16 protein-coding genes and 1 pseudogene are annotated in these 14,222 nt (G+C 61.3%); 4 read left to right on the top strand and 13 right to left on the bottom strand.

From position 1 onward, the window contains the following. Positions 1–5: 5 nt before the first annotated feature. The gene (locus tag AQUI_RS31515) at positions 6–233 is read right to left on the bottom strand and encodes a tyrosine-type recombinase/integrase (RefSeq protein WP_211236021.1); all 228 of its coding nucleotides are present in this window, start codon (positions 231–233) and stop codon (positions 6–8) included. Positions 234–250: 17 nt separating this feature from the next. On the opposite strand from AQUI_RS31515, the gene AQUI_RS31510 reads away from it, so the two are divergent. Next, a complete protein-coding gene (locus tag AQUI_RS31510; RefSeq protein ID WP_211236020.1) occupies positions 251–604 on the top strand; it encodes a hypothetical protein in 354 nt (117 codons plus the stop codon). Between the two features lie 151 nt (positions 605–755). Here AQUI_RS31510 and AQUI_RS31505 read toward each other — a convergent pair whose 3' ends face one another. The 4 genes from AQUI_RS31505 to AQUI_RS0113800 form a co-directional block, all read right to left on the bottom strand. Further along, positions 756–1,232 (bottom strand): hypothetical protein, encoded by a 477-nt coding sequence (locus AQUI_RS31505; protein ID WP_211236019.1) that lies wholly within the window; start codon positions 1,230–1,232, stop codon positions 756–758. Positions 1,233–1,438: 206 nt separating this feature from the next. Then, positions 1,439–1,819 (bottom strand): transposase, encoded by a 381-nt coding sequence (locus AQUI_RS32485; protein WP_425411838.1) that lies wholly within the window; start codon positions 1,817–1,819, stop codon positions 1,439–1,441. A 509-nt stretch (positions 1,820–2,328) separates the two neighbouring features. Further along, a complete protein-coding gene (locus tag AQUI_RS0113805; protein ID WP_027258032.1) occupies positions 2,329–3,003 on the bottom strand; it encodes a hypothetical protein in 675 nt (224 codons plus the stop codon). 200 nt (positions 3,004–3,203) lie between these two features. Then, the gene (locus AQUI_RS0113800; RefSeq protein ID WP_027258031.1) at positions 3,204–3,629 is read right to left on the bottom strand and encodes a MerR family DNA-binding protein; all 426 of its coding nucleotides are present in this window, start codon (positions 3,627–3,629) and stop codon (positions 3,204–3,206) included. Between the two features lie 89 nt (positions 3,630–3,718). On the opposite strand from AQUI_RS0113800, the gene AQUI_RS0113795 reads away from it, so the two are divergent. Next, a complete protein-coding gene (locus AQUI_RS0113795; protein WP_027258030.1) occupies positions 3,719–4,747 on the top strand; it encodes a lysylphosphatidylglycerol synthase transmembrane domain-containing protein in 1,029 nt (342 codons plus the stop codon). Further along, a complete protein-coding gene (locus AQUI_RS0113790; protein ID WP_027258029.1) occupies positions 4,734–6,017 on the top strand; it encodes an MFS transporter in 1,284 nt (427 codons plus the stop codon). The genes AQUI_RS0113795 and AQUI_RS0113790 overlap by 14 nt, the downstream gene beginning before the upstream one ends. A 39-nt stretch (positions 6,018–6,056) precedes the next feature. On the opposite strand, the gene AQUI_RS0113785 is transcribed toward AQUI_RS0113790, so the two are convergent. From AQUI_RS0113785 to AQUI_RS30770, 7 genes are all read right to left on the bottom strand, one after another. Then, positions 6,057–6,494 (bottom strand): c-type cytochrome, encoded by a 438-nt coding sequence (locus tag AQUI_RS0113785; protein ID WP_027258028.1) that lies wholly within the window; start codon positions 6,492–6,494, stop codon positions 6,057–6,059. Then, the gene (locus tag AQUI_RS27990; protein WP_211236018.1) at positions 6,491–7,789 is read right to left on the bottom strand and encodes an ABC transporter ATP-binding protein; all 1,299 of its coding nucleotides are present in this window, start codon (positions 7,787–7,789) and stop codon (positions 6,491–6,493) included. Before AQUI_RS27990 ends, AQUI_RS0113785 begins: the two co-directional genes overlap by 4 nt. 120 nt (positions 7,790–7,909) lie before the next feature. Further along, positions 7,910–8,605 carry a copper-binding protein gene (locus AQUI_RS0113775; protein ID WP_027258027.1) on the bottom strand — a complete coding sequence of 232 codons (696 nt, stop codon included), beginning with the start codon at positions 8,603–8,605 and terminating at the stop codon, positions 7,910–7,912. Positions 8,606–8,646: 41 nt separating this feature from the next. Beyond that, positions 8,647–10,005 carry a multicopper oxidase family protein gene (locus tag AQUI_RS0113770; protein ID WP_027258026.1) on the bottom strand — a complete coding sequence of 453 codons (1,359 nt, stop codon included), beginning with the start codon at positions 10,003–10,005 and terminating at the stop codon, positions 8,647–8,649. Between the two features lie 14 nt (positions 10,006–10,019). Further along, positions 10,020–11,480: a TolC family protein gene (locus AQUI_RS0113765; protein WP_051371903.1), complete on the bottom strand. Its 1,461-nt coding sequence runs from the start codon at positions 11,478–11,480 to the stop codon at positions 10,020–10,022. Next, positions 11,480–11,704 (bottom strand): hypothetical protein, encoded by a 225-nt coding sequence (locus AQUI_RS0113760; RefSeq protein ID WP_027258024.1) that lies wholly within the window; start codon positions 11,702–11,704, stop codon positions 11,480–11,482. The genes AQUI_RS0113765 and AQUI_RS0113760 overlap by 1 nt, the downstream gene beginning before the upstream one ends. 370 nt (positions 11,705–12,074) lie before the next feature. Next, on the bottom strand, positions 12,075–12,485 hold the full coding sequence (locus AQUI_RS30770; RefSeq protein ID WP_156916831.1) for a hypothetical protein: 411 nt from the start codon (positions 12,483–12,485) through the stop codon (positions 12,075–12,077). A gap of 183 nt (positions 12,486–12,668) precedes the next feature. Between AQUI_RS30770 and AQUI_RS0113750 the strand changes: the two genes are divergently transcribed. After that, positions 12,669–13,628 (top strand): IS481 family transposase, encoded by a 960-nt coding sequence (locus tag AQUI_RS0113750; protein WP_027258022.1) that lies wholly within the window; start codon positions 12,669–12,671, stop codon positions 13,626–13,628. A gap of 109 nt (positions 13,629–13,737) precedes the next feature. On the opposite strand, the pseudogene AQUI_RS27985 reads toward AQUI_RS0113750, so the two are convergent. Next, positions 13,738–14,207 (bottom strand): annotated as a pseudogene (locus AQUI_RS27985) (MerR family DNA-binding protein). Positions 14,208–14,222 lie beyond the last annotated feature (15 nt).

Here is a 14,222-nt window from a genome sequence, read left to right as displayed (position 1 = left end):
TTGACTCAGCATGTCAATTCTCCCGGCCAGGGTTGAGCGATCTGTTCCAGCATCGCGATACCGACCTTGGCGTAATGCGCAGTCATATCAAGCGAGCGGTGGCGCAGAACCGTGCCGACAGCTTCCAATGTGGCCCCCGACCGCAGCATCGAAGTTGCCGCGGAGTGGCGCAGCAAGCTCGCTCCGCTCGATGGCGGATCGGAAATGCCGGCGCGCTTTAATGCCAGCGCCACAATGGCCGAGACGTGGCATGATTGCTCAAATGAGCGGTAGGGGCGACCATCATGAGAAAGACCGCGTCCTGAGGCATGCGCGGGCGTTCCTGTTCGATATACGCGAGAAGCGCATCGCCTACATCTTGCGGCAACGGCAGCCGAACCTGGCGACGCGCCTTGCCACTCAACTTCAGGATACCGGCGTTCCAGTCGATATCGCCCAGTCTGAGACCAGCGACATCCCGGCCCGCACCCCAGGCGCGCCAGAAGGAGCAGGATCGCCCGGTCCCGCAGGCGCCCCGGGCAAGCTGATCGCAGGATGCAATGACACGTTTCCACATCTGCGGCTGCCAGATACCGCGGCAACGACGAAAGACGCCATTGTATGACCGGCGGAATGGCGTGATCGAGGTTGGGAACGGCACAAGCCCGCGCCGGCGAGAAAGCGAAGATAGCTTCGCAAGGCGCTTGTTATGGTTCTCAGGCCGGCCGGACGGTTGCCCCCGCCATTTGCGGACAACAAAACGTATCCGGGCAGCATCATAATCGTGGGTCGCTGTACCGAGTTCCCGGCAACAGCTTATTGAGGATGCGGAGATGACGGGAAACTGTCCGTTCCGCCAAACCCCGATGCAAACGCAGCCAGTGCTGATAGTCGTCAAGCAAGGGAAATTCTGGCGCGGCCTTCAACGGCGGAGGTGCGACGCCCGCACCTTGTAGGAAAACAACAAACCTTCTGGCACGTCGCGCATACTTTGGTGAGACATGCTGCCATCGCCGCCCGCCGGGACATTGGCACTGGTGTTCGGCGAAGCGACGAACAACTCCATCATCGACGCTGACCATCGGTATGCCGGTGCTTTCCAGCCAAACCGCGAAATGGCGTGCCGATGCCCTGTAGCCTTCAATGGTCAGCGGCGAATACCTCTGAGCGCCAAGCTCGTCCGCGAACTGATCGATCCACAACGAAACCGGCCCCGGATCCAGGAACCAGCGATTACGGTATTGGTCAGTCATCTTCTCTCTCCTCAAGGTGTGAAACCATCGCGGGAGAGCATAGTTATGCGGGGCGCATGTGCCTGTTTGTTCTGCCTAACCGGCTGTAAAAAAGCCACAATCCAAGAGGCGATGTACACGGCTCCGCATAATAATCGTCGCCACATAGTTGCGGAAATCCACCGGCTCCGAGGCAAGGTAAATCCGGAAGTTGCTGGCAGGAGAAATCATTGTGCTGCCCTCACGGCCCGCAAAACTTCCACCAGGTGATCGGCAGGATAGCCAAGGAGTATCTCGACAGCTGCCGCTCCGATACTGATCCGGCAGGAGGTGCTGCTTGCAGCCTCGGGTCCATTGACGTGAGGAGATGCAGAGGGCGGCTGGGCCACAGGAGCAACGACCTCGACAAAAGCTGGGTTCTTCCCGGAAGTGCCGGCCTTCTTAACCCAGAGAGCGACCAGCGATTTGTTGGCTCCGATCTCCTCAGCCGTCTCGCGGATTCCGGCTCCAGCAAGGATCGTTTGAACAGCCTTGGCGCGGAGCGCGTCAGGCCATTTACGCCGCCCGGAAGAGGAAACAGGGACCGTGAATCCCCACAGATGAGACAATCTTGAGCTTGTCTTCGTCGCGCCAGAAGCGACGCCGCTCCAACCCAAGAATTTCGCCCCGCATCACTGACCCCGCATAAGGTACGTCGCAAGCGACGTCGTTAATGACGTGTCCTAGATCAGAGCCACAACCTCAGACAGGCAGTGCCAATGGCGCGATTACCACGGGCAGCTCAATGGCGAGCCTTCATTATGTTAACCCGGTACGGATCACTCGTCATGCGCGGCGTTCACATTTGCAGCAAACATCTTCCGGCCAGAAGACCGTTCTGATGTTGCAAAGCCACATGTGGAAGAGGCCAGGCCTGTGATGGCCTGCAGCTGATCCTGCCGGCGCATCTCAGGGAGGGAACGCGCAAATGACAACTTCCAATTCGCTTTGGGAGACGCACTCAGACTGCTGTCAAATATAATCAACCGGCCCTGATGTGCACAGCAGCAGCACTGCCGGCTGCAGCAAAACTGCCCGCCACCGCCCTTTACTCCATGTGCTGAAGGATCCGCGCGTTTCATATCCAAATTGATTGCAGTTTCATGATCACCGCTGCCACGCCCGTCAATGCCAGCGTGAATAAACCGAAGAAAGCCACCGCAAGCAGGATCGGCCCGAGCCTGCCCGGCAGCTTGCAAACCAGGCCGCGCAGCCATTCCGGCCGCCCGGAGCCCCTTTCAAAATTGCTGTCGATCACTGTCGCGTATAGGGGCAAGGCACTGACCAGTGTCGCGTAAAGGTAAACACCGGAAATGTTCTCAAAAAAGGCGGACCGGACAAGTGTGGGCCCGACCACCTGCAACGCCTGCCAGTGATCCCCTCCGAACGAGCCGAACCAGTCAGCTGAGACGAAATAGATTACCCCATGCAACAGGACGAAAATGACGACCCTTGCAGGCAGGTCGATCAGGAGGATACGGGCCGGCACGGCTCCTTCACGCTGTTTGGCGGCACTTGCGGCATATAGAAAGAAGCTCACGTAGTTGACGGCGAATACAACGGGTAATCCATTTGTCACGACCTGCCGCAGAAAGCGGCTGAGCGCGGGCCCGCCTTTCAGCAGCAATGCTCCAAAGCCCGGCGTGAGGGCGATATAGAGCAGCAGTAGCGGCAACATGCCTGCACAACTGACAACCAAAGTGTTGCGGACAAACTGCCAGGCAGGCATGTCGATGCTGAAGTATGTTTTCATAGCACAGCGCATTGCCAGCCGTTCCGGCACCAAGCCGATGGGTGGCACTCAAAGTCCTCAAAACGTTATGTTCTACCGCTTAGTTTATCCACCTATATATTCAGGAAAGGCGGGCAGAGAACGGCGCCAGCGAAAAGCACTCATCCGCTGTGGCCGTGAAAACCAGTCCTCTCACCATCATCTTTAACAAGCATTTCTTGTCAGGAAGTGCCTCCTGAGTTCTCAGCACTCTCGATTGCCTCGAGGATCGCGCAGTCCGCAAGACTTCCCTTTCCAGGGCAGGCGCCAAGGAGGCGGTCAAGCGAATCCCGGATGCGGGTCAAACCTTCGATCTTGGCCTGCACTTCGCCGCGCTTGGCTTTTGCCTGTGCCTGCACGTCCCTGCAGCTCGCGCCTGGCGCCTCCAGCAGCGCGAGCAGGCCGGCGGTCTCTGCCAGCGAAAACCCGAGCCGCTTGGCCCCGGCAATGAACCTGAGCCGCTGCAGCGTTCCGCCGCCATAATCCCGCGGGCCGCCGGCGGTTGGCCGCGGCGGCTGGCGGATCAGCCCCTTGCGCTCATAGAAACGGATAGTTTCCACTCCGATCCCCGCCGAACGGGCGGCTTTTCCAATCGTCAAAGCTGCCATTGCAGCCTCCTCTCGGGATCAACCATTGACTCCGTACCATGATACAGCGGGTAGCATATCCGGCAAGCGGGGTTGCAAGCGGGATTTGCATGGGACTTTTCATCAAACGCTGGCTTCTTCCTGTCTTGGGTGCGGCACTGGCGCTCTGGCTGATCTTCCGGCTGTACGGGAGCCTTGACTTCGCACGCTTCCTTGACGGGCTGCGCTACGCCAATCCGGTTTGGCTAACTGTGCTGGCCGCAATGATCCTGCTAGAACAGCTGCTGAGCGGCTGGAAGTGGCGGCAAATACTTTTTGATGTGAAACCGGTTGGCTCGCTGCCACTGACAGGTGCTCTGCTCGCGGGCTATGGCGTGAACGTGCTTGTACCGCTGGGTGTCAGCCCGCTGGTGCGGGCCTGGCTGGTCGCGCGCCTGCACGGTCTGAAAATGGCCACGGTGCTTTCGACAGCAGTCATCGCCCGGTTCCTCGACGGGGTCGTGTTTGCGCTCTTTGCCGGCGCGGTGGCTGCTGCGGGGCGCATTCCGCAGATCGAAGGAGATCTGCGCCTTGGCCTCAGCATTGCGGGGGCCTTGAATCTGCTGCTCTTCGGCGGGCTGCTCTGGGTGCTCTTTCGCTTCCGTGGCCTCCTTGCCCGCGAGGAACCGCTGATCTGCCGTCTCTTCGACTGGATCACCGGGCGCATGGGCGCGAGCGGTCCGGGGCTGCGGGCATCGCTTGGCGCGGGCATCGTGTGGCCAAGGGCGCGCGCGCGGCGCATCGCAGCGATCGCCGCGGCCGTCGCGGGCAAGCTGGTGGCGGCGACGCATTTCCTGTGGGCGGGACTTGCGGTGGGTGTGGTGCTGAGGCCCTGGGACTACCTCTTTCTCATGGTTTTTGCAGGCTTTGCCATGGTCCTTGGGCGGTTCGTGCGGATCCCGGCGGGCTTTGTGTTCGGAGCGGGCTTTGCACTCAAGGCACTTGGGGTTGCTGACGAGTCGGCGCTCCTGATGATCCTCTTGAGCTATATCCTCACAATTATCCTTGTGGTCGGCATTGGGCTTGTTGTGCTTTGGCAATCGGGCCTCGACATCCGCCATGTGCGTGTTGAGGCGGAGACAGACAATGCCGGGCCATGAAGCGCAAGAAGCCGCAGGCCGGCGGCGGTTCTGGCGGATTGCCGGAGCGGGCGGGGCCTTTCAGGGCGGTTCCGCGGCAGTGGACAGTGCAACGGTTGTTGCCAGCCTGACCCACATGCTGACGGGCAGCGCGCTGGCCGTCGGCTATGCCAGCGCCGTTCTGCGGCTGGGATGGCTGCTACCGCAGCTGCCGGTGGGATATCTCGCCGAACGTGCTGAACGCAGAATGCCGTTCTATGTTTTTGGCGCCTTTGGCCGGGCTGCGGCAGCGGGAGCCATCGCGCTTCTGCTGTGGCGGGGAGCGGACTGGCCGCAGGTGGACTGGCCGCCGGTGCCGCTCGCCGCTGGCTTTCTTGCGCTCTGGACGGTCTATGCTTTTGTCAGCGGTGTGGTTGCGGTGCCGTATAACGATATCGTCGGACGCGCGATCCCCTCCAGCCGCCGCAGCCGGATGCTGGCCTGGCGGTTCTTCGGCGGCGGGCTGATCGCCATTGCCGCCGCGGGCGCGTTGCGCCTGGCCCTCGAAGTAATGCCCCCCTTGAAGGCCTATGCGTCCATGTTTGCTCTGGGTTCGGGGCTGATGTTCCTCTCCTCGGCGCTGTTTGTCTCGGCGGGAGAGCCGCCTTCATCGCCCCGCAAGCCCCCGCAAGCCCGGAATGCGGGAGCGGCTGCCTTCCTGCGCGAGGGGCTGGCCACCCTCCGGCAGGATCGCGCCTTCCGCCTGTTTCTGGTCTTTCACTGGCTCGGCTCCGCGACGCTGATGGCGCTGCCCTTCTACATCGTTGCCGCACGCGAGAGCGGGATCGGGCTGTCCGGGGTTGGCACACTCCTGGCCGCACAGACTGCAGGAGCACTGGTCTCGAACCCGCTTTGGGGCCGCATCGGCGACGGCATGGGCAAGCTGCCATTATTGTGGTGCGTAACGTTCCTCCGCCTCCTGGCGCCCGCCCTCATGCTTGCCCTGCTCGCCGCCGGAGCGGGGATTTTCGGCTTTGCGGCGCTTTATCTTGTCATCGGCGCAATGATGAATGGCGTGACCATCAGCTACCTGAGCTTTCTCATGGAAATCTCGCCGGATGACCGCCGTCCCGCCTATTCAGCGTGGTTCAACACCTTCGCTGCACCTGCCGCCCTGTCCCCCCTGCTGGGCGCCATCCTCGCCAGCCTGATCGCCACTCCTGCGGTTTTTACCGCGGCCATCACCGCCGCTCTTGCCCAGTTCGCGGTGCTGAAACAACTGGACCGGCTGGCCGGGGAGGCCGCACCTTGATTCCAAAGCCATATTGCCTCTGGCCGGCCACCCGGCGGGTTAATTTATGCCGTTGGCACGCTGCAGCTCCCGCACGTACTGGGTGATGCCTTTGACGTCACCATCGGTCAGCCCCTGCTGGGCGGGCATGCTTCCAAAATCCCAGTGGTGCGCGCGCACGCCGTTGCGGGCGGCGAGCAAGAAGGCGGCGTCGCCATGGTGCGACGGTTCGTAGATCTTGTGAACCAGCGGCGGCGCCATGCCGTGGCGGCCTGCAGCATTGTCTCCATGGCAGTCGGCGCAGACCGCGTCAAAAGCGCGTTTGCCGATCTTTGCGGCTTCACTCAGGTCCGGCGGCAGCTGAACCTCGGCGAGCGGGGCGCCGGGTTCCAGAATGGTGCGCTGGGCGGTTGCATCGTTTCTCCCGGCGCTGCTGTAGACGAAATAAACCGCCGCCGCCACGGCTGCGGCAGCCAGGATGGCAAGGTTCTTATTCATGAGGGTCTCTTTCTTTCATAGGTGAATGAATTGCCGTGAAGGGCTGGGTTCGGGTCATGGTAATGCTGACCTGCCGCCGCCGGCCCGAGCGCCCCGCCGGAGCCGGACGCGAAGGCGCGGATCTCTTGGTAGCGGATCCTCACGTCTTCGCTTTGCTGGTAGAAACGGAACAAGTCCTTCAGCGGCGAGGAAAACTCCTTGTGGGCCGACAGCATCGCCACAAGCGCACCCAGAGAGACCCGTTCCTGCAGCACGAAATAGCCACCCAGAGAGTAGAATAGAAACGGGGTCAAAGCGGTCAGGAAGTTGTTGATCGCCTTGGCCAGGAATTTCAGCCGGTGGATTTGCAGGCGCAGGTCCTGCAGCTGCCGGAAACTGCGCCCAGCCGGCAGCGCGCCCTGCCCCGAAGCCCGCATGTCCCGGTCCAGATGCTCGCCGAGCAGGCGCATCTCGCGGATCCGTTCGCGGGACACCGCATTCACCCGCCGTTGCAGCCGCGGCACAATGATCAGCTGGAGGGGCAGCACCGTCAGGGCAGCCGCGGCGAGGATCGGATCCTGCACGAACATGAACAGAAGGATCGTGGCCAGGGTCCCGCCCTGCAGCAGCGGGACGGCCAGCAGTTCGGAGGCAAAGCCGCCGACAGGCTCAACCTCGGGGCCAAGAACCGGAATGATGGCAGGCTGGCGCTGCGCGGGCTGATCCCTTCTCCACTGGCGGTAGACGGCAAGGCGAAGCCTGCGCACGAAGCTTTCGGCAACCCGCCCTTTGCGGATGTTCAGCCAGTATTTATTTAGGCCGTTGAGCGTGATGGCCGCCAGATAGGCGCCGCAGAGCAGAAACAGCAGCGAGACCTGCGAAAGCTCGGCACCAAACACCACAACCGGGCTACTGCCGTTTTCAAACACGCGGTTCACGATCTGCTTGGGCAGCTCAAGAGTCAGGTAGAGGATCGGCATCGCTGTCAGGCTGAACAGGATCAGGATCTTCTGCTGCGGCCCGGTCGTGCGCAGGATATAGCGGGGCAAGCCCGGCTCCAGACCACCCGCCGGGAACTGAGCTGGAGCGAGCGGTGCCGCCCGCCGCAGAATCCGCCGGCGCAGCAGCCAGGCGGCCTGGCTTGCCAAGGTGAGCAACAGCAGCGAGGGCGCCAGCACCAGGACGAGATGCATCACCGGGTGCAGCCATCCGGGTGCGGTATCATCATACCAGAACCCGAATGCGCCCGCGGCATCGTGCGTGAGAGTGTGCAGATCCAGCATCGTTGCCTTGATTGCCTGTTGCCTGATGTTCACCAGCGTTGCGCCTTGGCGCTTGCGCTCTTCTGCTCTTGGGCTCTTCTACTCTTGGGCGCCGGTTGAGATCGCTGGGAGTCTTAAAGGGCGGAGGCCGGTATTCGGGCCTCCGCCTCAGTGTTATTTCAGCGCGATCAGTGTCAGCTTGCCCTTGACCCGCTCAGCCACGAACTCGATGTTCTCGCCCGCCTTCAGCTGATCCAGCATCGCGTCGTCCGCCACCCGGAACACCATGGTCATTGCGGGCATTTCCAGATCCACCAGCTCTTCGTGCTTGATGGTTACCTTGCCGGACTTGGGATCGACCTTCTTGACCGTGCCTGCGGTGAAGGTGCCGCCGGCTTCGAGCACCGCAACCGGCCCGGACATGCCGGATTCGTAGTGGCCGGGGATCAGGCAGGCGAACTCGAAGGTGCCGGGGTTGGAAAAGGTCCAGACGATTTCACCAGCTGCACCCGGATCCAGGCGCACTGAATTGGGGTCGTCGTGCTCCATGTCCATCTTGGCCATCAGCTCCTTGTGGTGGACGTTGCGCTCCGGCGTGTCCAGCACGAACTCATGCTCCAGCTCACCGGCGTTGGTAATCACGAATTTGACCGTTTCACCTTTGGTGAAGGAAAAGCTGGACGGCTCGAAGATCATCTCACCGTCATCGGTTTCCTTCATGGTGACGGCGATTTCGCGGTCCGCATGTGCGGCCTCGCCGGGTTTGCCGACCTCCATCTCGTCATGGTGGCCGCCACCGTGGGTGCCGCCGGCAAAGGCCGGTGCAGCTGTCAGGGTTGCAAGCAGGGCTGCCGATAGGAACTTGTTCATATCTGTCTCCTCATCAGGGTTGGTAGGGTGCCAGGGGCCGGTCAGCCCTTGGCGGTTGGTTTCGGGGTAATACGGGTCTGGGCATTCTCGGCGCGGTCGAAGTCCGGCAGTTCGCCGGTCCATTCGTACGCTTCGGTGCCGGGCGGGTTTTCGTACCAGCCGGGATCGCTGTAATCGCCTGCATCGATGCCTTCGCGCACCTTCACGACCGAGAACATGCCGCCCATTTCCAGCGGCCCGTGCGGGCCCCAGCCGGCCATCATCGGCACGGTGTTGTCGGGCAGCGGCATCGACATTTCACCCATGTCGGCCATGCCGGCGGTGCCCATCGGCATGTATTCGGGCTGCAGCTTGCGGATCTGGCCGGTCAGCTTGCGCTTGTCGGTACCGATGAAAGTCGGCACGTCGTGACCCATCGCATTCATGGTGTGATGCGACTTGTGGCAATGGATCGCCCAGTCGCCCGGATGCACCGCGTCGAACTCATAGGCGCGCATGGCACCGACGGGGATGTCGATCGACACCTCCGGCCAGCGCGCGCTTTCGGGCACCCAGCCGCCATCGGTGCAGGTGACCTCGAAGTCGTAGCCGTGCATGTGGATCGGGTGGTTGGTCATCGTCAGGTTGCCGGTCCTGACCCGCACCCGGTCGCCCTGGTTCACCACCAGGGGGTCGATGTCCGGGAAGATCCGGCTGTTCCAGGTCCAGAGGTTGAAGTCGGTCATCTCCATCACCCGCGGCACATAGGAGCCCGGGTCGATGTCGAAGGCGTTCAGCATGATCAGGAAGTCCCGGTCGACTGGCATGAAGGCCGGATCCTTGGGATGCACGATGAACATGCCCATCATGCCCATCGCCATCTGCACCATCTCATCCGCATGCGGGTGGTACATGAAGGTGCCGGACTTGGTCAGGTCGAACTCGTAGACAAAGGTCTTGCCCGGCGGGATGCCGGGATGGCTGAGACCGCCGACCCCGTCCATGCCGGACGGCAGGATCAACCCGTGCCAATGCACCGAGGTATGCTCCGGCAGTTTGTTGGTCACGAAGATGCGGACCCGGTCGCCCTCCACTGCTTCGATGGTGGGACCGGTGGACTGGCCGTTGTAGCCCCACAGATGCGCGGTCATGCCTTCGGCCAGCTCGCGCTCGACGGGTTCCGCCACCAGGTGAAACTCCTTCACCCCGTTGTTCATCCGGAACGGCAGGGTCCAGCCGTTCAGCGTGACCACCGGGTTGTAGTCCGGACCGGTAGACGGGGCCAGCGGCGGCTGCGTCGCGGCGGTGTTCATGCTGGCGGCTTCGGGCAGGCCCATGTTGGAGGTCTTGCCCCAGGCTTGACCAGAGACCAGCGCGGCACCCGCAGCACCGGCTCCAAGCAATTGACGTCGATTCATCATGTCATTTGTTCCTTTCAATGGCCTGCGCCGTCGCCACCGGCAATCTCTCCGCCGCCGCCTTGCGGGGCCGAGCCAGCGCCGCCGCCGTAGATCGCTGCGCCTACATTCGCCTGCGCCAGCCAGAAGTCGCGTTTGGCATTGGCAGCCTCCAGCGAGCTCGCCAGCTTTTCGCGCACGTCGGTCAGCAGTTCGAAGGTATTGGTGATCATGCCGTTGTAGCTGAGCAGCCCTTCCTCCTCGATCGACTTGCGTAGCGGCACCAGCACGTCACGGTAGTGACGGGCGATTTCGTAAGAGGAGTGGTAGGCCAGTTCCGCGCTGCGGGCCTCGGAACGGACATTCACCGCCCGTTCAGCCAAGGCATTGGCCGCTTGCATATAGGACAGCTCCGCCTTGCGCATCCGCGCCTTGCCGGTGTCAAATACCGGGATGGCAAACTCCAGCTCCAATTGTGGAAGGGTCTCAGTGTTCGTCACTCCGTCCTCGCGCTCGCGCTCCGCTTCAAAGCCTGCAATCAGTTCCAGATCCGTCACCAGCCGAGTCCGGTCCGTCAGGCCGAAGGCCCGGGCCTGCGCCTCAAGCCCAAGCTTGGCGACCTGCAGATCCACCCGGTTCTTCAGCGCCGCCTTCTCGATTGAGGACACTTTCGGCAAAGACTTCGGCAAGGATGGCAACGCATCCGGCACATAGTAGTTGGCATCGCTGCCCCACAGGCCCATCAGCCGGGTCAGCTCTTCCTTGGCGAGCTTTGCCTCCAGGCGGGCACGGGCGACCTGGCCCGCAAGCTCCGCGTTGAAGGCAAATTCCCGCGCCTGGCCGGCCTTGTTCAGCGCGCCGGTCCTGCCCAACTGGCTGGCCAGTTCCGCCCCCGCGGCGGCTGTTTCGCTTGCCTTGCGCAGATAGCTCAGCCGTTCAAAGGCAGCCACGGCATTGATCCACGCCTGCCGGGTCTGCCCGGCCAGCGCCAGGGTGTCATTCACCGCAGTCAGCTGGGCCTGCTGGAACTGCGCCTCAGCCACGGCGATGCGCTGCTTGCGGGTTTTCACATCCAGAAGATTGACCGCGATGGTGGATTCCAGCGCCCGGTACAGGCCCAGTTCCGGAGCGCCGATCCCCAACAAGCCGATCGACACCACGGGGTTCTCCGGCGTCATCTGCTGCCAGGCCTCCGCTGCCGACAGCCCGACTGCGGCATAAGACGCCTGCAATCCCTTGTTGTTCAAAAGCGCCGCCTGCACCGCGGTATCAGCGGAGATTGTCCTGCCCTGCACAAGGCTGCGGACTTCCTTGGACAAGGCCTCGTTTTCCGCCTGGGTCTGTGCAAAGGCCGTTCGCTTGCCGATAGCTGCCGAGGTCTGGTTGACAACCTCCTGGAACCCGGCCTTGGGGCCGGTGTATTTCTCCGGCACCGCAGCCGAGCAGGCGGCAAGCACCACGGGCGACGCCAGCACGGCGCGCCAAATTCTAGCTGTCATCAGTGGTTCTCCTGCTGCTCATCGTTGACGCCGCGCCAAGAGCCGGGGTCGCTGGGCTCTTGGGCTTCAAAGCCACTAAAGGGAGGTTGATAATTCAGTTTTCGGTAGGGGCCGGATTGCGCGGCGGTACGCTCCAGCGCTGCGATTTCGGGCAGCGCCGCAGGCGTGCTGGCGCATGCTCCCAGCAGCAGGGCTGCTGCCCCGGCCAGAAAAAGTGGTTTCATCTGTTTTTTCCTGAGAATAATCTGCTCGGATCCCGCACAGGGGTGCGGGACGGTGCCTGGGACCGTTACAACGGTTTCAGAAACTCAGGTTCTCGGGGGACGCAGCAGCGCAAGCCTGGGATGGGAGGGCAGCTGAGCATGCGCCAGCTTCCAACGGACAGGGCGCTTCAGGACAAACTCACCCGGCTGCAAAGACAGCACGGCAAGCGCCATGCAGGCACCTGCGCAGCAATTCCCTGCATCGGCGGCGCTCCCGGGGTCGCCCGGGGAATCGTGTGCGCTGGTCTGGGAAGCGCCATGCGCTGCGTCTGAGATGGCAGCATCGGCATGGCCGTGCCCATTCTGCGAAACCGCAGCATTGCCGTGATGGTCAGCGAGGGAATGCGCAGCGGATGGCAATGAAAATCCCAGCGCAAGGATCACTGCAAATACAGCAGCCACCCTGATCAGCCGGAAGATATGTGCCAAACACGCCATGCGGATATTTCTCATCGCGGGAACGGCGCGCGTCAAGACGGAAATGATGCATCCACTGCATAAATTTACTTGGTTCTGAGGAAATTCTGAATTTTGCGCAGCATTCCGCCGAAGCATGCATTGCTTCCAGCAAACCTTCCCGCACGGGAGGGATGACCAAAACCGGAAGCATTTGAGAATCAACAGTTAAGTGAAAGGCACGTGAAATGGCCCGTAGATACCCGCCAATTCCTGGAAACAGTGCGCTCCAAAAAACATCGGCTCTAATGTCGCTCGTAATTTGGCCAAACCCGGCTTGTTTCAAGTTGGCTCCCGGGTGGTAAGCCTTGTCTGCCAGCGACTGGAAGCAAGGCCGGTTATAATTGCTAGGCTACAGAAAATCAGCCGGAGTGTGCTGCGCAGCAAAATCGACAAGCATTTCGAGGCCTAGATGTTTGATCCCATGGTTTGATGGTGCGATCTGTTCTTTGGAATGGAAGGAAGCACTATGGGACAAGTTCGTCACGGGAGCGCCACGACCACGCACGCTGTCAGAGCAGCAATACAGCGATCGCAAGCTTCGATCGCGGCGCTGAGCAAGGAACTCGGGATCAACCCGAAGACTGTTGCCAAGTGGCGAAAGCGCGAGACCGTTGAGGATCGCAAAACAGGGCCGAAAGAGCCTCGCTCAACCATTCTCAGTCAAGCCGAGGAGGCCATGATCGTCGCATTTCGGCGGCATACGCTACTGCCGTTGGATGATTGCCTCTATGCGCTCCAGCCCTCGATCCCGCATCTGACGCGGTCAGCGCTGCATCGGTGCCTTCAGCGACATGGCATCTCGCGCTTGCCGGATGTCGAGGGCGACAAGCCTAAGCGGCAGAAGTTCAAGCGCTACCCCATCGGCTTTTTTCATATCGATATTGCCGAGGTGCAGACTGCGGAGGGCAAGCTGTATCTTTTCGTCGGCATTGACCGGACCAGCAAGTTTGCAGTCACCCGCCTCGTCGACAAGGCAGATCGCAAGACCGCCTGGGAGTTCCTCGAACATTTGCTCAAGGCGGTCCCTTATCGCATCCATACGATCCTGACCGATAACGGTATCCAGTTCGCCGAACAGCCCCGAAACCGGAACAGAGTATACTCCCGGCAGATGCGCTTCGACATGATCTGTGAGGCCAACGGGATCGAGCATCGCCTGACCAAACCGAACCATCCGTGGACCAATGGCCAAGTCGAGCGGATGAACCGCACGATCAAAGAGGCGACAGTGAAGCGGTACCACTACGACAGCCACGATCAGTTGCGAACACATCTCGGCGACTTCATGGCTGCCTACAACTTTGCCCGCAGACTCAAAAATCTCAGCGGCCTCACGCCCTACGAATACATCTGCAAAATCTGGACTTCAGAGCCAGATCGATTCATCATCAATCCGATCCACCAGATGCCGGGACTGAACACCTAATGCCGGATGTACCCGAGGCTAGCTTGATTGCGACGGCAGGACCGAAGTAATTTCTACACTGAACACAGGCCTAAGACCGTTAGGCGGTAGCCTGGCGGATGACAGGCTTTTATACCATTGCGGCCCTGTGGCCCCTTCCCTCATGCCCGCGGTTTAGCGCGGGGCGCCCTTTGATTTTGTTCATGAGTTGTGAGCGGGGCCGTTGCTGAGCGTTTCCGGGATCGGGCGATCGCCGATGGTCGCCAGAGTATTCCTCAACAAGGTACCTGAGCGTGTCACGCATGGCTTTCAGACCTGATATTCTTGCGTCGTTCTCTTGCAGATTTTGTTCCGCAACGCACTTTACTTCGACGTTGGCGCGGGACTTGTCATCATAAAGCGCCAATAGGTCCGGCAGTCCTCAATCGTGAACCCAAGTGACCGGGCCCGACCGGCAAAGGCCAGACGGTGCAGCTCGCTCTCTTCGATTTTGCGACATCCGTTGCGACCGCGCTTGGGTTTGATGAATCCGATATCCTCGTAACATCGGATGGTTTTGGCCGGCACGCCCGACCGTTCTGCAACATCCCCGATATTCATGCTATTTCTCCCTTC

This window comes from Leisingera aquimarina DSM 24565 (genome assembly GCF_000473165.1).
Taxonomy (GTDB): Bacteria; Pseudomonadota; Alphaproteobacteria; order Rhodobacterales; family Rhodobacteraceae; genus Leisingera; species Leisingera aquimarina.
This window is presented reverse-complemented; position numbering and strand designations above follow the sequence as displayed.

Bases quoted from the DNA above. Each gene is read 5' to 3' on its own strand.
- AQUI_RS31510 (WP_211236020.1), top strand. From the start codon at position 251: ATGATTGCTCAAATGAGCGGTAGGGGCGACCATCATGAGAAAGACCGC.
- AQUI_RS31505 (WP_211236019.1), bottom strand. From the start codon at position 1,232: ATGACTGACCAATACCGTAATCGCTGGTTCCTGGATCCGGGGCCGGTT.
- AQUI_RS0113805 (WP_027258032.1), bottom strand. From the start codon at position 3,003: ATGAAAACATACTTCAGCATCGACATGCCTGCCTGGCAGTTTGTCCGC.
- AQUI_RS0113800 (WP_027258031.1), bottom strand. From the start codon at position 3,629: ATGGCAGCTTTGACGATTGGAAAAGCCGCCCGTTCGGCGGGGATCGGA.
- AQUI_RS0113795 (WP_027258030.1), top strand. From the start codon at position 3,719: ATGGGACTTTTCATCAAACGCTGGCTTCTTCCTGTCTTGGGTGCGGCA.
- AQUI_RS0113790 (WP_027258029.1), top strand. From the start codon at position 4,734: ATGCCGGGCCATGAAGCGCAAGAAGCCGCAGGCCGGCGGCGGTTCTGG.
- AQUI_RS0113785 (WP_027258028.1), bottom strand. From the start codon at position 6,494: ATGAATAAGAACCTTGCCATCCTGGCTGCCGCAGCCGTGGCGGCGGCG.
- AQUI_RS0113775 (WP_027258027.1), bottom strand. From the start codon at position 8,605: ATGAACAAGTTCCTATCGGCAGCCCTGCTTGCAACCCTGACAGCTGCA.
- AQUI_RS0113770 (WP_027258026.1), bottom strand. From the start codon at position 10,005: ATGATGAATCGACGTCAATTGCTTGGAGCCGGTGCTGCGGGTGCCGCG.
- AQUI_RS0113765 (WP_051371903.1), bottom strand. From the start codon at position 11,480: ATGACAGCTAGAATTTGGCGCGCCGTGCTGGCGTCGCCCGTGGTGCTT.
- AQUI_RS0113760 (WP_027258024.1), bottom strand. From the start codon at position 11,704: ATGAAACCACTTTTTCTGGCCGGGGCAGCAGCCCTGCTGCTGGGAGCA.
- AQUI_RS0113750 (WP_027258022.1), top strand. From the start codon at position 12,669: ATGGGACAAGTTCGTCACGGGAGCGCCACGACCACGCACGCTGTCAGA.